The sequence below is a fragment of the Streptomyces sp. NPDC002784 genome (assembly GCF_053592135.1).
The window spans coordinates 240,705-259,745 of record NZ_JBSFVD010000004.1 but is presented as its reverse complement, the minus strand read 5'-3'; the positions used below and the strand labels follow the sequence as shown (position 1 = coordinate 259,745).

Annotated in this window: 18 protein-coding genes; 8 read left to right on the top strand and 10 right to left on the bottom strand. The window is 73.3% G+C overall.

Going from position 1 to position 19,041, the window contains the following annotated elements:
• Positions 1-2 precede the first annotated feature (2 nt).
• Positions 3-917, bottom strand: a complete 915-nt coding sequence (locus ACWD1Z_RS11145; protein WP_451117549.1) for an LLM class F420-dependent oxidoreductase — start codon at positions 915-917, stop codon at positions 3-5.
• Positions 914-2,140: an amidohydrolase family protein gene (locus tag ACWD1Z_RS11140; protein ID WP_451117547.1), complete on the bottom strand. Its 1,227-nt coding sequence runs from the start codon at positions 2,138-2,140 to the stop codon at positions 914-916. Before ACWD1Z_RS11140 ends, ACWD1Z_RS11145 begins: the two co-directional genes overlap by 4 nt.
• A gap of 202 nt (positions 2,141-2,342) precedes the next feature.
• Here ACWD1Z_RS11140 and ACWD1Z_RS11135 point away from each other — a divergent pair, with 202 nt between their 5' ends.
• Entirely contained in the window at positions 2,343-5,291 is a 2,949-nt protein-coding gene (locus ACWD1Z_RS11135; protein ID WP_451117546.1) for a BTAD domain-containing putative transcriptional regulator, read from the top strand.
• A gap of 240 nt (positions 5,292-5,531) precedes the next feature.
• A complete protein-coding gene (locus ACWD1Z_RS11130) occupies positions 5,532-5,732 on the top strand; it encodes a hypothetical protein (RefSeq protein WP_389418210.1) in 201 nt (66 codons plus the stop codon).
• A gap of 86 nt (positions 5,733-5,818) precedes the next feature.
• On the opposite strand, the gene ACWD1Z_RS11125 is transcribed toward ACWD1Z_RS11130, so the two are convergent.
• The gene (locus ACWD1Z_RS11125) at positions 5,819-6,484 is read right to left on the bottom strand and encodes a DUF5701 family protein (RefSeq protein WP_451117545.1); all 666 of its coding nucleotides are present in this window, start codon (positions 6,482-6,484) and stop codon (positions 5,819-5,821) included.
• 226 nt (positions 6,485-6,710) lie between these two features.
• On the opposite strand from ACWD1Z_RS11125, the gene ACWD1Z_RS11120 reads away from it, so the two are divergent.
• The gene (locus ACWD1Z_RS11120; protein WP_389418208.1) at positions 6,711-7,163 is read left to right on the top strand and encodes a phospholipase; all 453 of its coding nucleotides are present in this window, start codon (positions 6,711-6,713) and stop codon (positions 7,161-7,163) included.
• 29 nt (positions 7,164-7,192) lie between these two features.
• Here the strand turns inward: ACWD1Z_RS11120 and ACWD1Z_RS11115 are convergent, their stop codons facing one another.
• On the bottom strand, positions 7,193-8,743 hold the full coding sequence (locus ACWD1Z_RS11115) for a FadD3 family acyl-CoA ligase (protein ID WP_451117542.1): 1,551 nt from the start codon (positions 8,741-8,743) through the stop codon (positions 7,193-7,195).
• An 85-nt stretch (positions 8,744-8,828) separates the two neighbouring features.
• Between ACWD1Z_RS11115 and ACWD1Z_RS11110 the strand changes: the two genes are divergently transcribed.
• The 3 genes from ACWD1Z_RS11110 to ACWD1Z_RS11100 are packed head-to-tail and all read left to right on the top strand — an operon-like array spanning position 8,829 to position 11,170.
• Positions 8,829-9,977, top strand: a complete 1,149-nt coding sequence (locus ACWD1Z_RS11110) for a lipid-transfer protein (protein WP_451117540.1) — start codon at positions 8,829-8,831, stop codon at positions 9,975-9,977.
• 6 nt (positions 9,978-9,983) lie between these two features.
• The gene (locus tag ACWD1Z_RS11105) at positions 9,984-10,400 is read left to right on the top strand and encodes a Zn-ribbon domain-containing OB-fold protein (protein WP_451117538.1); all 417 of its coding nucleotides are present in this window, start codon (positions 9,984-9,986) and stop codon (positions 10,398-10,400) included.
• A complete protein-coding gene (locus tag ACWD1Z_RS11100) occupies positions 10,397-11,170 on the top strand; it encodes an enoyl-CoA hydratase/isomerase family protein (protein WP_451117537.1) in 774 nt (257 codons plus the stop codon). Before ACWD1Z_RS11105 ends, ACWD1Z_RS11100 begins: the two co-directional genes overlap by 4 nt.
• A 6-nt stretch (positions 11,171-11,176) precedes the next feature.
• Here ACWD1Z_RS11100 and ACWD1Z_RS11095 read toward each other — a convergent pair whose 3' ends face one another.
• The 3 genes from ACWD1Z_RS11095 to ACWD1Z_RS11085 all read right to left on the bottom strand — a co-directional run bounded on the left by ACWD1Z_RS11095 (position 11,177) and on the right by ACWD1Z_RS11085 (position 15,081).
• Complete coding sequence (locus tag ACWD1Z_RS11095) at positions 11,177-11,695, bottom strand: hypothetical protein (protein ID WP_451117535.1); 519 nt, start codon at positions 11,693-11,695, stop codon at positions 11,177-11,179.
• A 166-nt stretch (positions 11,696-11,861) separates the two neighbouring features.
• Positions 11,862-14,198, bottom strand: a complete 2,337-nt coding sequence (locus ACWD1Z_RS11090) for an outer membrane protein assembly factor BamB family protein (protein ID WP_451117534.1) — start codon at positions 14,196-14,198, stop codon at positions 11,862-11,864.
• Between the two features lie 163 nt (positions 14,199-14,361).
• Positions 14,362-15,081 (bottom strand): VOC family protein, encoded by a 720-nt coding sequence (locus ACWD1Z_RS11085; RefSeq protein ID WP_451117532.1) that lies wholly within the window; start codon positions 15,079-15,081, stop codon positions 14,362-14,364.
• 134 nt (positions 15,082-15,215) lie between these two features.
• On the opposite strand from ACWD1Z_RS11085, the gene ACWD1Z_RS11080 reads away from it, so the two are divergent.
• On the top strand, positions 15,216-15,851 hold the full coding sequence (locus ACWD1Z_RS11080; protein ID WP_389418428.1) for a TetR family transcriptional regulator: 636 nt from the start codon (positions 15,216-15,218) through the stop codon (positions 15,849-15,851).
• Between the two features lie 98 nt (positions 15,852-15,949).
• On the opposite strand, the gene ACWD1Z_RS11075 is transcribed toward ACWD1Z_RS11080, so the two are convergent.
• Positions 15,950-16,402: an Lrp/AsnC family transcriptional regulator gene (locus ACWD1Z_RS11075; RefSeq protein ID WP_250071985.1), complete on the bottom strand. Its 453-nt coding sequence runs from the start codon at positions 16,400-16,402 to the stop codon at positions 15,950-15,952.
• Positions 16,403-16,484: 82 nt separating this feature from the next.
• Here ACWD1Z_RS11075 and ACWD1Z_RS11070 point away from each other — a divergent pair, with 82 nt between their 5' ends.
• Positions 16,485-17,090, top strand: a complete 606-nt coding sequence (locus ACWD1Z_RS11070; RefSeq protein WP_451117530.1) for a LysE family translocator — start codon at positions 16,485-16,487, stop codon at positions 17,088-17,090.
• A gap of 90 nt (positions 17,091-17,180) precedes the next feature.
• On the opposite strand, the gene ACWD1Z_RS11065 is transcribed toward ACWD1Z_RS11070, so the two are convergent.
• Both ACWD1Z_RS11065 and ACWD1Z_RS11060 read right to left on the bottom strand, forming a co-directional pair.
• Positions 17,181-17,657: a nitroreductase family deazaflavin-dependent oxidoreductase gene (locus ACWD1Z_RS11065; protein WP_451117528.1), complete on the bottom strand. Its 477-nt coding sequence runs from the start codon at positions 17,655-17,657 to the stop codon at positions 17,181-17,183.
• Positions 17,654-19,024: an acyl-CoA dehydrogenase family protein gene (locus ACWD1Z_RS11060; RefSeq protein WP_451117527.1), complete on the bottom strand. Its 1,371-nt coding sequence runs from the start codon at positions 19,022-19,024 to the stop codon at positions 17,654-17,656. The genes ACWD1Z_RS11065 and ACWD1Z_RS11060 overlap by 4 nt, the downstream gene beginning before the upstream one ends.
• Positions 19,025-19,041 lie beyond the last annotated feature (17 nt).

Genomic DNA, 19,041 nt, shown 5'->3' with positions numbered 1-19,041 from the left:
CCTCACAGGTGGGGTCCTACGCCGGCGCCGAACGCCGCGATCTGGTCGTTGAGTTCGGCGCGGCTCCGGCTGCGGAACCGCACCTGTATCTGGTCCACGCCCATCGCCCGGTACACCCGCAGCGACTCGGCGAGCCGGTCCGGGCCGCCGGTGAGCGTGCGGCGGCCGACGTGCCAGGCGGGGGTGCCGACATAGAGGGGTTCGGCGATGGCGCCGACGGTGAAGGGGGTCTCGATTCCGGCCTGTTCGCGCAGCTGCCGGATCCGGGCGATCTGCTGGGGCAGCCGGTCCCGTGGGTCCCCCTGGGGCAGCCAGCCGTCCCCCTTGAGCGCGGCCCGGCGCACGGCGGGGGGCGAGGAGCCGCCGACCCAGAGCGGGACGCGCTCCTGGGCGGGCCTGGGGAGCTGGCCGAGCCCCTCGAAGTCGTACAGCTTGCCGTGGTGCTCGGGGAACTCCTCCGGGCCGAGCGCGGCCCGCAGCGCGTCGATGGCCTCGTCGAGCACGGCACCCCGGCGGCGGAAGTCCACTCCCAGCGCGGTGAACTCCTCCTCCACGTGTCCGGCGCCCACCCCGAGGAGCAGGCGTCCGCCGGAGAGGTGGTCGAGGGTGGCGTACTGCTTGGCGGTGAGCAGGGGGTGGCGCAGGCCGACCACGGCGACATGGCTGAGCAGCCGTACCCGTTCGGTGACGGCGGCGAGGTGGGCGAGGGTGGCGACGGGGTCGTACCAGACCGTGCTCATCGCGGGCGCGAGGCGGCGCGGGACGGCCACGTGGTCGCAGCAGGCGAGGTAGCCGAAGCCGGCGCGGTCCGCCGCGCGGGCGACGGCGAGCAGGTCCGCGGGCCCGGCGCCGGCTTCCCAGGGCTCGGCGTACAGGGTGCTCTGGGACTGGACCGGCAGCTGGATTCCGTACCTCACGGCGACCAGAGCCCGTCCGGGGTGAGCTGGAGCAGCTCGATCGCGTTGCGCCGTACGATCCGCTCGACGACGTCCGCGTCCAGGTGCCCCATCTGCGCCTCGCCGACCTCCCGGGACTTGGGCCAGGTGGAGTCGGAGTGCGGGTAGTCGGTCTCGTAGAGCACGTTGCCGACGCCGATGGAGTCGAGGTTGCGCAGCCCGAAGGCGTCGTCGAAGAAGCAGCCGTAGACATGGCCGGCGAACAGCTCGGACGGTGGCCGGCGCACCTTGTCGGCGACTCCGCCCCAGCCCCGGTTCTCCTCCCACACCACGTCCGCGCGTTCCAGGATGTAGGGGATCCACCCGATCTGTCCCTCGGCGTACATCACGCGCAGGTTCGGGAAGCGCTCGAACTTGCCGCTCATCAGCCAGTCGACCATGGAGAAGCAGCAGTTGGCGAAGGTGATGGTGGAGCCGACCGCGGGCGGCGCGTCCGCGGAGGTGGAGGGCATCCGGCTGCTGGAGCCGATGTGCATGGCGACGACCGTGCCGGTCTCGTCGCAGGCGGCGAGGAAGGGGTCCCAGTCGTCGGTGTGGACGGAGGGGAGTCCGAGGTGCGGGGGTATCTCGGAGAAGGCCACGGCCCGCACCCCGCGGGCGGCGTTGCGCCGTACCTCCGCCGCCGCCAGCTCGGCGTCCCACAGCGGGATGAGGGTGAGCGGGACCAGCCGCCCTCCCGCCTGGGGACCGCACCACTCCTCCACCATCCAGTCGTTGTACGCCCGCACGCACAGCAGCCCCAGCTCGTGATCGTCCGCCTCGGTGAAGGTCTGGCCGCAGAAGCGGGGGAAGGTGGGGAAGCACAGGGCCGACTGGACGTGGTTGACGTCCATGTCGGCGAGGCGGGCGGGCACGTCGTGCGACCCCGGCCGCATCTGCTCGTAGGTGATGATCTCCAGCTTGATCTCGTCGCGGTCGTAGCCCACGGCGGTGTCGAGCCGGGTGAGGGGCCGCCGCAGGTCCTCGTAGACCCACCAGTCGCCGATCGGGCCGTCGTCCCCCGGTTCGCCCATGACGGGCTTGAAGCGGCCCCCGAGGAAGGTCATCTCCTTCAGCGGGGCACGGACGACGCGGGGCCCGATGTCCAGGTACTTCTTCGGGAGCCGGTCCCGCCACACCTGCGGGGGCTCCACCGTGTGGTCGTCGACGGAGATGATCAGGGGAAGGGTCGGTTTGGTCTCCATGGGCCTCACGGTAGCGCCGATCTGACGGTCCGTCAGCTGCCGTGCGGGGGGCCGGCACCGAGCGGAACTGTGCGACGAGGTTGTGAGGGCCTTGTGGTGTACCGCACGTCTGGCTGTGAGTGGCGTCTCGCACGGCTGACGCATCCGCCGTGAACAAGGCAAACTGGCCTGCGTTGTCAGGACGTTCTCCGGGGGGACGGCGATGGACGGTGTACCGCGGGTGCCGGAGCAGCGGCGTGGCGGCTCGCAGGGGCCGGTGGCGCTGCGGTTCGGCGTGCTCGGACCGGTGCGCGCCTGGCGCGGGGAGGAGCTGCTGAACACCGGCTCCCCCCAGCAACGCGCCCTGCTCGCGGCCCTGCTGCTGCGCGAGGGCCGTACGGCCACGGCGGCGGAGCTGATCGACGCCCTGTGGGGCGAGGAACCGCCGTCCCAGGCACTGGCGGCGCTGCGGACGTACGCCTCCAGGCTGCGCAAGGTGCTGGACCCCGGCGTGCTGGCGAGCGAGTCCGGCGGCTACGCGGTCCGGGGCCTCGGCGACGGCGCGCTCGACCTGTCGCTGGCCCAGGAGTGGGCGACGGAGGCGGAGAAGGCGCGCGGGGCCGGGGACCTGTGCCACGCCCGTGACGTACTGAACCGGGTACTGGCGCTGTGGGACGGCGAACCGCTGGCGGGCGTCCCCGGGCCCTATGCCGAGGCGCAGCGCGTCCGCCTGGAGGAATGGCGGCTCCAGCTGCTGGAGTCCCGCCTGGACATGGACCTGGAACAGGGCTGCCACGCGGAGGCGGTCTCGGAGCTGACGGCGCTCACCGCCGCCCACCCGCTGCGCGAGCGCCTGCGCGAGCTGCTGATGCTGGCGCTGTACCGCTCCGGGCGCCAGGCGGAGGCGCTGGCGGTGTACGCGGACACCCGGCGCCTGCTGGCCGACGAGCTGGGCGTGGACCCGAGGCCGGGGCTGCGGGAGCTCCAGCAGCGCATCCTCCAGGCGGACCCGGGCCTCGCGGAACCCTCCGCGCCGCTCGCTGAACCGTCCGTGGTCCCGGTCCGCCCGGCCCAGCTCCCGGCCACCGTCCCCGACTTCACCGGCCGCTCGGCCTTCGTGTCCGAGCTGAGCGCGGTGCTGGCGTCGGCGGAGGGCCGGGTGATGGCGGTGTCGGCGCTGGCCGGGATCGGCGGGGTGGGCAAGACGACGCTGGCGGTGCACGTGGCCCATCAGGCGAAGGGCGCGTTCCCGGACGGCCAGCTGTACGTGGACCTCCAGGGGGCGGGGGCGCGGGCGGCGGACCCGGAGACGGTCCTGGGGTCGTTCCTGCGGGCCCTGGGCACGGCGGACTCGGCGATCCCGGACTCCCTGGAGGAGCGGGCGGCCCTGTACCGCTCGGTCCTGGACGGCCGGCGGGTGCTGGTGCTGCTGGACAACGCGCGGGACGCGGCGCAGGTGCGGCCGCTGCTGCCCGGCACCTCGGGGTGCGCGGCGCTGGTGACGTCCCGGGCCCGGATGGTGGACCTGGCCGGCGCGCACCTGATCGACCTGGACGTGATGTCCCCCGACGAGGCGCTGTCGCTGTTCACGCGGATCGTGGGCGAGGAGCGGGTGGCGTCGGAGCGCGAGGCGGCGCTGGACGTGGTGGCGGCGTGCGGCTTCCTGCCGCTGGCGATCCGTATCGCGGCCTCCCGGCTGGCGGCCCGGCGCACCTGGACGGTGTCGGTGCTGGCGGCGAAGCTGGCGGACGAGCGGCGCCGGCTGGACGAGCTCCAGGCGGGCGACCTGGCGGTGAAGGCGACCTTCGAGCTGGGCTACGGCCAGCTGGAGCCGGCCCAGGCCCGCGCCTTCCGGCTGCTGGGCCTGGCGGACGGCCCGGACATCTCGCTGGCGGCGGCGGCAGCGGTGCTGGACCTTCCGGTGGAGAAGACGGAGGACCTGCTGGAGTCCCTGGTCGACACGTCCCTCCTGGAATCGGCGGCCCCGGGCCGCTACCGCTACCACGACCTGGTCCGCCTCTACGCGCGTGCGTGCGCGGAACGGGACGAACAGCCACCGAGCGAGGGGGACGCGGCGCTGTCGCGGCTGCTGGACTTCTATCTGGCGACGGTCGGCGAGGTGTACCTGATCGAGCGGCCCGGGGACCGGCTGGTGGACCACCTGGAGCAAAGCCGTTACCCGGGGCTGACGTTCGGGACGCGGCGGGCCGCGCAGGACTGGTTGTACTCGGAGGCCGTGTGCCTGCTGGCCTGTGTCCGTCAGGCCGCGCGGACGGGGGCGCTGCGCCGCGCCGTCGACGTGCTCTGGGCGGCGGTGGACCTGGCGGAGTCGGGGGCCAACTCCAAGGAGTACGAGGCGGTCGCCGCGCTGCTGCGGAACGCGGCACGGGAAGCCGGGGATCCGCACGCGGAGGGCCGCGCCCTGACCGAGCTGGCCTTCGTGCACCACATCTCCGGCAGCCGGTTCGACGTGGCCCTCCAGGAGGCGCAGGAAGCCGTCCAGTTGGCCGCCGCCGGGGATCCGCTCACCGGCTGCTGGGCCGCCAACATCAGCGGGGTGGTCGCGCTGTACCAGAACCGGCACGAGGAGGGCGAGGCGTACTTCACCCGCGCCATCGACGACTTCCGGGCTCTGGGCGACCGGCCCGGCGAGGCGAGCGCGCTGTGCAACCTGTCGCGGATCCACCTGGCCACCGGCCGCACGGCGAGCGCGGTGGCGCTGGCCCGGCAGGGCGCGGCCATGTACGACAACATGGGGCACGCGCTGAAGGGCGCCAACGGCCGGTACGCGCTCGGTCTGGCGCTGACCCAGAGCGGGCAGCTGAACGACGCGGCGGGCTGCCTGCACCAGGCCCTTCAGGTGTTCCGGGACAGCCGGCAGCGGCTGTGGGAGGGCATGACCCTGTTCCGCCTCGCCGAAGTGGACATCGCCGCCCGGCGGCCCGCTCAGGGCGCGGCCAACGCCGAGATCGCGCTGACCGTTCTGCGCGGCATCGGCGGGGAGTGGCGGCGGGGGAACGTGCTCACCGTGCTCGGACGCGCCCTGAACGGCATCGGCCAGCTCGACCGGGCCCGGGTGTGCTGGCGCGAGGCCCTGGACATCTTCGAGGCGCTGGGCGCCCCGGAGGCGGACGGGGTCAGGGCTCTGCTGGCTCCCAAGGCGGCGGTCTGAGCCCGGGTGCGGGTCCCTGAGCCTGGTTGCAGGCCCGGGAAGGGACGTTCATCGTTCGTTTATCGCCGCCCGGCAGTCTCAGTGGTGCCGGGCCGTCGCGTCGGGGGGCAGGCGGAACGGCCGGGGCCGAGACCCTTAGGGTGAACCGGCCCTGCAAGATCCGCCCGGCAGTCCACGGGGGAGTTGCCGGGCGGATCTTGTACTTCCGGACCACGTTCTTTCTTGCAGGGGAGCAAGCGAATGACCGAAGAGACGAGCACCGAGAACGTCCACGCGACCGGCGAGCCGACCGGCGACGCCACGACGGACAACGTCCACGCCACCGGCGAGCCGATCACCACCAAGAACGTGCACGCCACCAGCGAGCCGCTCAAGCTCAAGGCCGAGGCCACGGGCGACGCGTCCACGGAGAACGTGCACGCCACGGACAACCCGGCCTGACGGCCGGCAGCACTGCACGTTTCCCGCAGGGGGATCGGCCGCGGCGGCGCGGAGGGGGAGCCGTCGCGGCCGAGGTGCGTGCGGGGCTAGGACGTGCGGGCGGCGGCCGAGCCGAAGCCCAGCCAGGTGTGGCGGTTGCCCCACCAGCACCAGCCGACCTTGGGGGCGTTGCGGCGCTCCTTGCCGTCCCGGCCCGTGCCGTTGCTGATCCAGATCGCCGGGGTACGGGCGTCCAGCGTGCCGTTGGGCTTGCGCAGGCGCGAGCCGATGGTCATGAAGCAGTGGTTGCGCTCCAGGACGGCCGGCTGCTGGAGGATCCAGTGGATGCCCTCGGCGAGCACCAGCGGGCTGCGGCCCCGCCCGGTGAGCGCGGGAAGCGCCTCCTCCGGGCTCCAGTTCGCCATGTCGTCGCCGCGGTCCACGCCGTGGACCAGATAGAGCGGGGCATCCGGCAGTTCGACGGCGCACGGAGTGAACTCGTCGACGTCCGGCATGTCCGTGACGACGAACCCGGGCCTGCCGTCGCGGACCAGGAGCGGGGCGAGGGCCGAGGCGGGGGCGCGGTCGGGGTGGACGGCCAGCAGGGCGCCCTCGGCCGCCGCGGCACCCGAGGCGCTCTCGGCCTTCTCGGCGAACGCCCGCATCTCGTCCGGGGTGATCCCCGCGGACGCGTGCACGCCGAGTTCGATCAGACGCTCCGCCTGCGTCACGAGCCCCGGCAGGACCACGGAACTGTCGGTGGAAGAGGGCAAGGTACTCCTCGGGTCGGAAGGTTCAGGTCGGCTCGGGTCAAACGACGGAGGCCGGACGTTTGTTCCCGCGCACGCGGTCCTTCCGTTCACCACCTGATCACCCTTCACCTCCCGTCGTTCGCAAGCTATTTGGTCCCGCCCGGTGTGAACGCGCATAGAACGCGAGCATCCTCATGACATGAACCTGCCCCCCGACAGTCGGGCGGCAGCCTCATGGAGGTGTGGGATGCACCGCAGACTCGGTACCGCACTGGCAACCTCGTCCCTCGCGTTCGTCACCGCCGTCGCCACCGCGACCGCGGCCGACGCCGCTCCCGCCGACAAGCCGCAGGTCCTGTCCAGCTGGACACAGACCAGCGCGAGCAGCTACAACGCGTGGGCCTCCGCCCGGGCCAACCAGGGCGCCTGGTCGGCCTACGGCTTCGACTGGTCCACCGACTACTGCTCCACCTCGCCGGACAACCCCTTCGGCTTCCCGTTCCAGATGTCCTGCGCCCGCCACGACTTCGGCTACCGCAACTACAAGGCCGCCGGCACCTTCAGCGCCAACAAGTCCCGCCTCGACAGCGCCTTCTACGAGGACCTCAAGCGCGTCTGCAACAACTACGGCGGCGCCACCAAGACCGCCTGCAACAGCACCGCCTGGACCTACTACCAGGCTGTCCGCGCCTTCGGCTGAGCCCGGCCGCACGCACCAGGGACGCCGGATCACGTCTCCGGCGTCCCCCGCAGCGCCCTCTTGACGACCTTCCCGCTCGCGTTCCGCGGCAGCCGCGCCACGAACTCCACCGACCGCGGCACCTTGTAGTTCGCCATCTCCCGGCGGGCCCACGCCATCAGGTCGTCCGCCGTCAGGACGGACCCGGCCCTGCGGACCACGTACGCCCGCCCCACCTCGCCCAGCCGCGCGTCGGGCACCCCGACCACCGCCACGTCCGCCACATCGGGGTGCAGGCACAGGAGTTGCTCGATCTCCGCCGGGTACGCGTTGAAGCCGCCGACGATGTACATGTCCTTGATGCGGTCGGTCACCCGGAGGTTGCCCGCCGCGTCCAGGACGCCCACGTCCCCCGTCCGCAGCCAGCCGTCCGGCGTCAGCGCCTGCGCGGTGGCCGCCGCGTCCTGCCAGTACCCGCGCATCACGTTGAACCCGCGGACCAGGATCTCCCCGGGCTCCCCGAGCGGCGCCGCCACCCGTACCTCCGTGCCCGGGATCGCCCGGCCCGACGTCGACGCGATCACCGCCGGGTCGTCCCCCCGGCGGCACATCGTCACGATCCCGCTCGCCTCCGACAGGCCGTAGGCGGTCAGCACGGTGGCCACGCCCAGCTCCGAGCGGAGCCGTTCCACCAGCCGCAGCGGGACCACCGCCGCCCCCGTCACCACCAGCCGCAGCGCCGAGAGGTCGAAGGCCCCGCGGGCGGGGTGGTCCAGCAGGGACTGCAGCAGCGTGGGCGGGCCCGGCAGCACCGAGACTCCCTCCGCCGCCACGTTCGCCAGCACGGTGTCCACGTCGAACACCGGCTGCGGGATCATCGTCGCCCCGCGCATCAGACAGGCGATCACCCCGGCCTTCCAGCCGAAGGTGTGGAAGAAGGGGTTCACGATCAGATAGCGGTCGCCGCGGCGAAGGCCCGCCAGGTCGCTCCAGACCTCGTACGCCCGCAGGGTCTGGCCGTGCGTGATCACCGCCCCCTTCGGGCGGCCCGTCGTACCGGAGGTGTAGACGATGTCCGACGGCGACGACGGGTCTACGTCGACCGGGTCACCCGCCGGCCCTTCCCCGCTCGCCAGGAAGTCCTTCCAGGTCAGGAAGGACTCCGGCGCGTCGTCCGCCAGCACCACCACCCGCTCCAGCGCGGGCAGCGACGCGAGCCCCGCCCGCCGCAGCGAGGCCACGTACGACGTCCCCAGGAAGGTCCCCGTCACGAACAGCAGCCGCGCCCCGCTGCGCCGCAGCACGTCCGCCGCCTCCGCCCCCTTGAACCGGGTGTTCAGCGGCACCAGCACCGCTCCCGCCGACACCGCGCCCAGCGCCGCCACGATCCAGTCCAGGGAGTTCGGCGCCCAGATCGCCACCCGGTCGCCCGGCCGGATCCCGTGCGCGACGCACGCCGCCGTCGACCGCGAGACCCGCTCGCCCAGTCCGGCGTAGGAGATCCGGGTACGGCCGTCCACCACCGCCTCGGCGTCCGCGTACCGCTCGGCCGCGTACCGGACGAGCCCCGCGATGCTGCCCCACTCCACGTCACCGCGCACAACAGCCTCCCCACCACTAGCTGACTACCCGTCAGATTAGCTATAACCTGACGACCTGTCAGTGGCGGCGAACGGGAGGGGCAGCATGGCCGGGATCAAGGACGCCACCGCCATCGTGGGCATCGGGCAGACCGCCTTCGCCAGGCAACTCCCCGAGGACGAGCGCACCCTCGCCTGCCGGGCCGTCCTCGCCGCGCTCGACGACGCCGGAATCGCACCGGGCGAGGTCGACGCGCTCGCCTCCTACACCATGGAGGAGACGGACGAGGTGGAGCTGGCCAAGGCGGTCGGCCTCGGTGACCTCACCTTCTTCAGCAAAGTCGGCTACGGCGGCGGTGGTTCGTGCGCCACCGTCGCCCACCTCGCCGCCGCCATCGCGGCCGGCCAGGCCACGGTCGGCGTCGCCTGGCGCTCCCGCAAACGCGGCAGCGGGCCCAGACCCTGGACCAACACCGATGTCCAACTCCCCACGCCCGCCCAGTGGACGCGCCCCTTCGGGCTGCTGCGCCCGGTCGACGAGATAGCCATGCTGGCGCGCCGCCACATGCACGAGTACGGCACCACCCGGGACCATCTGTTCAACGTCGCCCTCGCCTGCCGCAACCGCGCCAACCAGAACCCCGCCGCGATCATGTACGACCGCCCGCTCACCCGCGAGATGTACATGACCTCCCGCTGGATCAGCGAACCGCTCTGCCTGTACGACAACTGCCTGGAGACGGACGGCGCGCTGGCCTGTGTCGTCACCACCAGGGAACGGGCCCGCGACTGCGCCCAAAGGCCCGTATACGTCCACTCCGCCGCCCAGGGCCTGCCCGCCCAGCACCACGGCATGGTCAACTACTGGAACGACGATCCCCTCACCGGCCCCGCCTGGACCGCCGCCCGGCACCTGTGGAAGCACGCCGACCTCACCCCGCAGGACATCGACGTCGCCCAGATCTACGACGCCTTCACCCCGCTCGTCCCGCTCTCCCTGGAGGGCTACGGCTTCTGCGCACGCGGGGAGGGCGGGGCGTACACCGAGGGCGGTGCCCTGGAGATCGGCGGGCGGCTGCCCCTCAACACCGGGGGCGGCGGCCTGTCCGAGGCGTACGTCCACGGCTTCAACCTCATCACCGAAGGCGTCAAGCAGCTCCGCGGCACCAGCACCGCCCAGGTCCCCGGCGCCGCCACCTGCCTGGTCACCGCCGGTGAGGGCGTGCCCACCTCCGCGCTGCTGCTGAGGAGTTGATCCAGGATGCTCACCCCCGTCACCGACGCCGACGGCGCCCCCTTCTGGCGGTACGCCGCCCGGGGCGAACTCCGCGTCCAGACCTGCGCCGACTGCGCCGAGCCCCGCTTCCCGCCCCGGCCGTGCTGCCCGCACTGCCAGTCCTTCGCGAGCCGGTGGCGGCCCGTGACGGGACAGGGCCGCATCTGGTCCTACGTCGTCCCGCACCCGCCCCTGCTGCCCGAGTACGCGGCGCGGGCCCCGTACAACGTGGTGCTCGTCGAGCTCGTCGACGCGCCCCGGATCCGCCTGGTCGGCAACCTCGTCGGCCGGGCCGGTGAGCCGCTCGGCTCCCTGCCGCCGGACCGGGTGCGCATCGGGGCCCGGGTGCGGGCCGTCTTCGCTCCCGGCGGGCTGCCGCAGTGGGTTCTGGAGCGGCCGTGACCCTGCGCGTCTCCGCCGACCGGGACACCGGCGTCGCGGTCGTCACCCTGGACCGGCCCGACCGGCTCAACGCCATCGACCTCGCCATGGCACGGGAACTCGCCGACACCTGGCGGGCGTTCCGCTTCGACGACTCGGTGCGCGCGCTCGTCCTCACCGGCGCCGGGGAGCGGGCCTTCTGCACCGGGATCGACCGGGATGCCGTGGTGGAGCAGCCGAACTCGCCGTACATGCAGGACGATCCGCTGCTGAGGATCGGGCCCAAGTCCAACGACCTGTGGAAGCCGGTCGTCGCGGCGGTGCGGGGGATGGCCTGCGGCGGGGCCTTCTATCTGCTGGGCGAGTGCGACTTCCTGATCGCCGACCCCACGGCCGCCTTCTTCGACCCGCACACCGCCTACGGCATGGTCAGCGCCTACGAGTCGGCGCTGATGGCGCAGCGGATGCCCGCGGGCGAGGTGGCGCGGATGATGCTCATGGGCACCGCCGAGCGGATCTCCGCCCGGCGGGCCCACGAGGTGGGTCTGGTCTCAGAACTCACGGAGGAGGGCGGCCACTTGTCGGCCGCACTGAAGTGCGCCCGCGTGATCGCCGGTTACCCCGCCGAGGCCGTCCAGGGCACCGTCCGTGCCCTGTGGGCGGCCCAGGAGGCGGCCCGTGCCCCGGCCTTCGCCCAGGCCCCGCATCTCATCGCGCTCGGCAACGCGCCCGCCGAGCGGCAGGCGGAGCTGTTCGCGGGGCGGCGGACCGGGAGCCCCCGGGTGAGGTGAGCGCCGTCAGCCGGTCGTGCCGGGCATCAGCTCGGCCTCGCAGTGGTCGACCCGGGCCGCCACGGCCGCGTCGGGAAGGCCGACCTGGACGGTCACCGTCTCGTTCGCCGGGACGACCTCGTCGACGGTGGCCAGGTCCACCACGGCGGCCTGGGCGTCCAGGAAGTGGACGACGACGGTGACCTGGTCGCTGACACCGCCCGGGTTGGTGACCTCGACGACCGCGTACGGGTCGGCCTCGGTCGCGCAGCTCACCAGCTCCACCGTGGTGCCCCGCGCCGCCTCGGCGGAACCGGAGCCGCCCGAGCCGGAGCCGTCGTAGTCGTCGTAGTCGTCATAGTCGTCGTAGTCGTCCTGGCGCGAGGACGAACTGTCGTGGTCCTGGCCGGAGCTGCTGCACCCGCCGCCCGAGTCACCGTCCCCGCCGCTGCCGCCGGTGCCACGGCCCGACGAGAAGCCCGTCAGCGCCAGAACCACCATCGCCGTCACCGCCGCGTACCTGAGCCTGCGCCCCCGAAGATCCATGACGGCGACCCTACTGACCGCCTGTCACGATCATGTCACCGCGTGGCGACCAGGTCGTCCCCGGCGTAGCGTCGGGGTGGAGAGCGGCGTCCCGGCCGCTCCCGGCAGCGGCGGCCGCCGTCCGGACTCCCTTCCGTGCGCCGGTACGACGGCCGTCCCCCACGCCTCACGCCGTGCGTGCGGTGCCCGTGCCCTTCTCCGCGTCCAGCGCGTACACGCACCGGTCCTTGCTGCACGCGTACACCACCCCGTCCCGCACCAGCGGCGAGCCGGTGATCTCGCCGCCGGTCGCCAGCTTCCAGCGCAGCCGGCCGTCGTCGGCCTTGAGGGTGTAGAGCAGATGGTCGGTGGAGCCGAAGTGGATGCGGCCCTCGGCCACCGACGGCGCGCCCACGATCTCCCCGCCCGCCTGGAAGCGCCACTTCGGTGTTCCGGTGACCGCGTCCAGCGTGTACAGCCCCTTGCCGCTGCCCACGTGCACATGGCCCGCGGCCACCAGCACCGGCTCGATGGAGGATCTGGACTCCGTCGCGATCCGCCAGCGGTCGCGGCCGTCGGTCGCGTCCAGGGCGTACACCGTGCCGAGGTAGTCGGCGAGGTACACGCCGCCGCCGGTCACCGCCGGGCCCGGCACGAAGGCCGGCGGGCAGAGGAACACCGCCGGGGCCTCGAAGTGCCAGCGGACCTGCCCCGAGGTGACGTCGAGCGCCAGGACCCGGGTGCCCGCGGAGACGTAGACATAGCCGTCCACCGCCTGCGAGACCCGGACCGGGACGCCGCCGCAGGACGCCGCGTCGCCGATGGGGTACGACCAGCGCTCGTCACCCGTACGGGCGTCCAGGGCGCGCAGCCGGGCGTCCTGCCAGACGTAGACCGTGCCCTCGTGCAGGGCGGGGCCCGCCTCGGGGGACTCGAAGTCGGTCTGGGCGCCGGTCAGCTCCCACAGCTTCTGTCCGGTGGACGCCTCCCAGCCCTGCACCCCGCCCCCGCGGGTGCCGGTGACGACGGTGCCGCGTTCGGCCTTCAGGGAGTAGACCCAGGCGTCCGTCGGCAGCCGCCACAGGTCCCCGCCCTCCCGGCAGTCCAGGGCGAAGAGGGTGGGCCCGTCGGAGGCGTGGATGCGGCCGTCCGCGACCGCCATCGACCAGGCGACGTCCCTCGTCTTGAAGCGGCGGCGGCCGGTGCCGACGTCCAGGGCGTGCACCTCGAAGGAGGTGACGTAGACCAGGTCGCCGGAGACCGCGGGCGTGCCCCACACGTCGTTGGACATGCGGAACCGCCAGGGGCGCCAGCCGCTCGCCGTCTCCGGGGGCGCGGCCGGCGCGGGGGGCACGGCCGGGCCCACGGCCGCGTCGGTGCCGTTGACCCCGGGGCGCGGCTTGGACCAGGAGGCGACCAGGCCGGCCTCCGGCGGCGGTGCCTTCACGGCGGCGGCGCGGGCGTCGGCGACGCGCGGTCCCGGTCCGATCGGGACCTGGGCGCCCGCCAGGCGCACCGGGCCGGTGTCGGGGGCGCCGGCCGGGACGGGCGGCGCGTGCGGGGGCGGGGGCGGCACCGCGCGGCCGGCGCTGCGGCCCGAGGGGGCGGGGCCGGGCTTGGCCGGCGGGCGGCCGTTGCGGCGGGCCTCGATCAGGCTCACCGCCCGCTCGGGCAGCCACGCCGACGCCGTACCGCTGTCGTCCGAGCCGGAGCCGAAGAGGTGGGGGGCGAGCTGGGCCTGGAGGTCGGCCGGGTTGGGGCGGGCGGTCGCCTCCATCTGCATGCAGGACTCGATGAGCGGGCGCAGTTCGTCCGGGAGGCCTTCGAGGTCCGGGCCCTCCCGGAGCAGCATGAAGACCGTCTCCACCGGGTTGGCGCCGTGGAAGGGCGGGTGGCCGGTGGCCGCGAAGACCAGCATCGAGCCCAGCGAGAAGACATCGCTCGCGCCCGTGACGCTGCGGGAGTCCTTCGCCTGCTCGGGGGACATGTAGGCGGGGGTGCCCACGGCGACGTTCGTCATCGTCAAACGGGTGTTCGAGACACCGGAGGCGATCCCGAAGTCGATCACCCGGGGGCCGTCCTCGACGACGAGGACGTTGGAGGGCTTGAGGTCGCGGTGGACCAGGCCGGCGCCGTGGATCGACTGCAGCGCCTCCGCCACGCCCGCCGCCAGCCAGCGCACCGCCTGGGCCGGCAGGGGCCCGCACTCGTTCACTATCTCCTCGAGGGAGGGCGCGGGGACGTACGCGGTGGCCAGCCACGGCACGGCGGCGCGCGGGTCGGCGTCGACCACGGCCGCGGTGTAGAAGCCGGAGACGGCCCGGGCCGCCTCGACCTCGCGCGTGAAGCGGACGCGGAAGAGCTGGTCCTCGGCGAGTTCCGTGCGGACCGTCTTGATCGCCACCCGCCGTCCGGACGCCGAGCGCGCGAGATAGACCAGCCCCATGCCGCCGGCCCCCAGCCGTCCCAGCACCTCGAACGGCCCGATACGCCGCGGATCGTGCTGTGTCAGCTGATCCACCACTTGCCTGCCACCTCCCCGTACGGGCCGCGTCACCCACGTATGTACGCGGCCCCGTGCAGCGTCTCACCACCGCACCGCCATGGCGGCACGCACCCCGATTCTTCCTGTACGCGGGCACGGTTGCGAACCCGGGGTCAGATCGGGGTGTCTTCGGACAAAAGCCTCAGTTCGAGCGCTGGAGCAGCGCGAACGACGCCCCCTGATTGTCGGTGACGACGGCCACCGTGCCGTACGACGTCTCAAAGGGTGGAGCCTGGACGCGTCCGCCCAGTCGCCGCACGGCTTCGACGGCCTCCGCGCAGTCCCGTACGGCGAAGTGGACGAGGAAGTGGGGCGGCATCTCGGCGGGGAAGACGTCGGAGACCGGGGCGCGGCCGAAGTCCGGCTCGGCACCGGGGCCGAACAGGGCCTCGTGGAAGAGGTCGCCGTAGAAGTCGTTGGCGGCCTCGGTGTCCCGGGCGTACAGCTCGGCCCAGGCGAAGGTGCCGGGTTCACGGCGGCGCCCGAAGCCGGGGTGGCTGCCCGCCTGCCAGAGGCCGAAGACGGCGCCCTCCGGGTCGGTGACCAGGGCCGTCACCCCGTCCCCGGCGCCGGCCTCGACGGGCGCGGTGACGATCTGGCCGCCCGCCTCCCGGATCCGCCGGGCCAGCGCCTGGGCGTCGGGGGTGGCGAAGTGGACCGTCCAGACGGTCGGCATCCGTCCGTCCGTCTTGGGGACGAGGGCGGCGACCGGCTCCCCGTCCTTGAGCGCGTATCCCCGCTCGTCGAAGCTCCATCCGAAGAGCTCACCGTAGAACCGCTTGCCCGCCTCGACGTCGGGGAGCTGGGCGTCCACCCAGCAGGGGACGCCCTCGACATACCCGGATGCCCTGTTTTCGGCCATGCCGCCAAAGTAACGGCCCCTTGTGCGCGCCGCAGACCAGGGACACCTGCCTCCCCGCGGCCGGGCACCCCATTTGCAGTCGGCCGAATCGCGCTCCGATCACCCCTCGGTAAGCTGACGACATGACAGGACAAGTGCGTACCGTCGACGGCCGCGTGGCCGGCCGGCGTGGGCAGGCGACCCGGCAGAAGCTGCTCGACTGCCTCAGCGAGATGCTCAGCTCCTCTCCCTACCGGGACGTCAAAGTCATCGATGTCGCCCGGAAGGCGGGCACTTCGCCCGCCACCTTCTACCAGTACTTCCCGGACGTCGAGGGCGCCGTCCTGGAGGTCGCCGAGCAAATGGCCGCGGAGGGCGCCGGATTGACCGAGCTGCTCGCGGGGCGGTCGTGGGTCGGCAAGTCCGGCTGGCAGACCGCGCAGGAACTCGTCGACGGATTCCTGGAGTTCTGGCGGAAGAACGACGCGATCCTGCGCGTGGTGGACCTCGGCGCCGCCGAGGGCGACAAGCGCTTCTACAAGATCCGGATGAAGATCCTGAACTCGGTGAACAACTCCCTCGCGGACGCGGTCGCGGAGTTGCAGGCCAAGGGCAAGGTCGACAAGGACGTCAACCCGGCCGCGGTGGCGGGTTCGCTCGTCGCGATGCTCGCGGCGGTGGCCTCGCACCAGAAGGGCTTCCAGACCTGGGGCGTCAAGCAGGCCGAACTCAAGCCCAATCTGGCGCTGTTGGTGCATCTGGGCGTGACCGGCAAGAAGCCGTCCAAGTAGCGGCCCCGGAACCCTTCTGGGTCTCTTCAGGCCCCACGTCCTGTCAGGCAGGCGGCGGTTCACCCCGGTGGGCACCGGGTGAACCGCCGCCTGCCGTGCTATGCGGGCAGCGGCCGGTCACGGACGACGTGCTTCATCACCAGCGTCGAGGTCAGCCGCTGCACGCCGGGCAGGGTGGCCAGGCGCTCGTCGTACAGCCGCTGGAAGGCGGCGAGGTCGGCGGTGGCCACCCGGAGCAGATAGTCCGGCTCCCCGAACAGCCGCTGGGCGTCCAGGACGTGCTCGATCTCGCCGATGGCCCGCTCGAACCCGGCGACGGTGTCCCGGTCCTCCTGCCGCATCGAGACGAAGACCAGCGCCTCGAAGGTCAGCCCCACGGCCGTCGGCTCCACGACGGCCCGGTAGCCGCTGATCGCCCCCGACCGCTCCAGCTCGCGCAGCCGCCGGTGGCAGGGCGAGACGCTCAGCCGCACCCGCCCGGCCAGCTCGGTCACGGTCAGCCGCCCGTCCTGCTGAAGCTCGGCAAGAATTTTCCGGTCCACGTCGTCCATGAGGCAGATCCTCCCTCACGACAGGGGACGCCGAGCAAACTTCGACAGCACTTTCGGGCCATTCCAGCCTAATCTCCCCAGCATGGACTCCGGAACCCTTCTCTCCTTCCTCGCGCTCGACCTGCTGCTGGTCTGTGTGCCGGGCGCCGACTGGGCGTACGCGATCTCGGCGGGACTGCGCGGCGGCTCGGTGGCGCGGGCCGTGGGAGGTCTGGTGAGCGGGTACGCCCTGCACACCGCGCTGGCGGCCGCGGGTCTCGCCGTCCTGGTGGCGGGTTCGCCCGCGCTGCTGACCGGACTGACGGTGGCCGGGTCGGCGTATCTGGTGTGGCTGGGGTGGAGCGTGCTGCGCCGGCCGGGGGTGCCCGGGGCGGCGGCCGGCACCGGGGACCGGGTGTTCCTGCGCGGGGCGATGATCAGCGGGCTGAACCCGAAGGGGTTGCTGCTGTACCTGTCGGTGCTGCCGCAGTTCCTCGTCACGGACGGCGGCCGGCTGCCGGTCCCCGCGCAGACCGCCGCGCTCGGGTTGCTCCACATGGCGTGCTGCGCCGCCGTCTACCTCGCGGTCGGCCTCGGCGCCCGCGCGCTGCTCGGCGCCCGCCCGGCGGCGGCGCGGGCGGTCACCCGGACCTCCGGGGCGGCGATGCTGGGGATCGGCGCGTTCCTGCTGGTCCAGCACACGCTGTGAGTCCCTGGGGCTGCGAGTCCCTCGGGCTATGAGTCCCTCGGACTATGAGTCCCTGGGGCTGTGAGTCCCTCGGGCTGTGAGTCCCTGGGGCTATGAGTCCTTCGGTACGAGTCTGAAGAGCCGGATCTCCCGCTCCACCCGTGCCTGATACGTGGCGTAGGGCGGCCAGAAGGCCAGCACCGCCTGCCAGGCGGCCGCCCGCTCCTCGCCCTGGAGCAGCCGCGCGGTCACGGGGATGTCGGCGCCCTTCCAGTTGATCTCGGCGTCGGGACGGACGAGCAGGTTGGCGGTCCAGGCGGGATGACCGGTCCGGCCGAAGTTGGAGCCGACGAGGATCCAGGTCCCCCTCTCCGGCTCCGGCATGCAGGCGAGCGGGGTCCGGCGGGGCAGTCCGCTGCGGGCGCCGGTGGAGGTCAGGATCACCCCGGGCAGCAGCCGGGCGCTGAGCAGCACCCGGCCCCGGGTGAGCCGGTGCACGGCACGGTCCAGCGCCGGGACCACGTGCGGGGCGACCCGGGCGAAGCCGCGCGTCGAGGACACCTTCTGCACCAGCCGGACGCCGATCACACCCGCACCTCCCGCGCCCCGAACAGCCGCGCCGCCATGGCCGCACGCTCCCGCAGCCGATGCACCGGCCCGAACAGCAGCTCGTCGCCCGCGGCCCGCTTGAAGTACAGGTGAACGTCATGCTCCCAGGTGAAACCAATCCCCCCATGCAACTGAATCGCCTCCCCCGCAGCCCCCCGCAACGCCTCCAGCACCTGAGCCAGCGCGAGCCCGCCCACGGGGTCATGGGGGGTGGGGGCGTAGGGGGCGGGCCCGTCGGCGGTCGCGGGCCCGCCAGTGGCACCCCGGTCGGCGGCCAGGGCGCCGGGAGGTGGTCCGAGGCCGGAGGTCCAGGCGGCGTAGTAGGCAGCTGACCTGGCCGCCTGGACCTGGACGTACACATCGGCCAGGCGGTGCTTGACGGCCTGGAAGGAGCCGATCGGCCGCCCGAACTGCTCCCGCTGCTTCACATGCTCGACCGTCAGCTCCAGGACCCGGTCCGCGGCGCCGACCGCCTCGCAGGCGAGAGCGGCGGCGGCGGTGTCGCCGAGGCGGGCCAGGGCGGCGAGGGTGTCGGCGCCCTCCTCGCCCAGCAACCGCGCCTCCACGTCCCGGAGTTGGAGCCGGGCGAGCGGCCGGGTGGCGTCCAGGGCGGTCTGCCGGGTCCGGACGAGCCCGTCGGCGTCCCCGCGGACCAGGAAGAGGTCGGTGCGGGAGCGGGCGAAGCCGCCGGTGCGGGCGGCGACGATGAGGAGCCCGGCGCTGTGCCCGTCGAGGACGTGTGAGATCTCCCCGTACAGTCGCCGGCCGTCACCGGCCGTCGCTCGGGCCCGCACACCGCCGGCCTGCCCGCCGCCGGCCGCATCCCCGCTGTCGTCACCGACGCGCGCGAAGGCGGCGCCCGGGGCGGCCAGGGCAGCGGGTGCAGGCCGGGCCTGTACACCCCCCGCTCGCCCGCCGCCCGCCCAGTCGCCGTCGCTGTCGCAGGTGAGCGCGAGACCGGCGACGGGGGCCGCCAGGGCGGCGGTGAGGGATCCGGCGGCGATCCGGGGCAGCAGGTCGGCGCGCTGGCCGTCGGTGCCGAGGGCGAGGATCAGCGGGGCGGCGAGCACCGCGGTGGCGAGCAGGGGCGAGGGGGCGAGCAGGCGGCCCGTCTCCTCCATGGCCAGGGCCAGCTCGGTCGGCGTGCAGCCGACTCCGCCGTAGCGCTCGGGGAGGGCGAGTCCCGGCAGGCCGAGCTGGTCGGCGAGGGCGGTCCACAGGGCGGGGTCGTGGCCCGCCGGGGTGTCGACGGCGGCCCGCAGTTCCTCCGAACCGCACCGCTTGTGGAGCAGTTCGCGGAGCGTGCGGCGGATCTCGTCCTGTTCGGCGGTGAAACCGGCGTCCATCGCTGCCCCCTTCCCTC

Excerpts from the sequence above, each read along its gene's own strand:
- ACWD1Z_RS11140 (WP_451117547.1), bottom strand. The coding sequence starts at position 2,140 with ATGGAGACCAAACCGACCCTTCCCCTGATCATCTCCGTCGACGACCAC.
- ACWD1Z_RS11135 (WP_451117546.1), top strand. The coding sequence starts at position 2,343 with ATGGACGGTGTACCGCGGGTGCCGGAGCAGCGGCGTGGCGGCTCGCAG.
- ACWD1Z_RS11130 (WP_389418210.1), top strand. The coding sequence starts at position 5,532 with ATGACCGAAGAGACGAGCACCGAGAACGTCCACGCGACCGGCGAGCCG.
- ACWD1Z_RS11120 (WP_389418208.1), top strand. The coding sequence starts at position 6,711 with ATGCACCGCAGACTCGGTACCGCACTGGCAACCTCGTCCCTCGCGTTC.
- ACWD1Z_RS11110 (WP_451117540.1), top strand. The coding sequence starts at position 8,829 with ATGGCCGGGATCAAGGACGCCACCGCCATCGTGGGCATCGGGCAGACC.
- ACWD1Z_RS11105 (WP_451117538.1), top strand. The coding sequence starts at position 9,984 with ATGCTCACCCCCGTCACCGACGCCGACGGCGCCCCCTTCTGGCGGTAC.
- ACWD1Z_RS11095 (WP_451117535.1), bottom strand. The coding sequence starts at position 11,695 with ATGGATCTTCGGGGGCGCAGGCTCAGGTACGCGGCGGTGACGGCGATG.
- ACWD1Z_RS11085 (WP_451117532.1), bottom strand. The coding sequence starts at position 15,081 with ATGGCCGAAAACAGGGCATCCGGGTATGTCGAGGGCGTCCCCTGCTGG.
- ACWD1Z_RS11075 (WP_250071985.1), bottom strand. The coding sequence starts at position 16,402 with ATGGACGACGTGGACCGGAAAATTCTTGCCGAGCTTCAGCAGGACGGG.
- ACWD1Z_RS11070 (WP_451117530.1), top strand. The coding sequence starts at position 16,485 with ATGGACTCCGGAACCCTTCTCTCCTTCCTCGCGCTCGACCTGCTGCTG.
- ACWD1Z_RS11060 (WP_451117527.1), bottom strand. The coding sequence starts at position 19,024 with ATGGACGCCGGTTTCACCGCCGAACAGGACGAGATCCGCCGCACGCTC.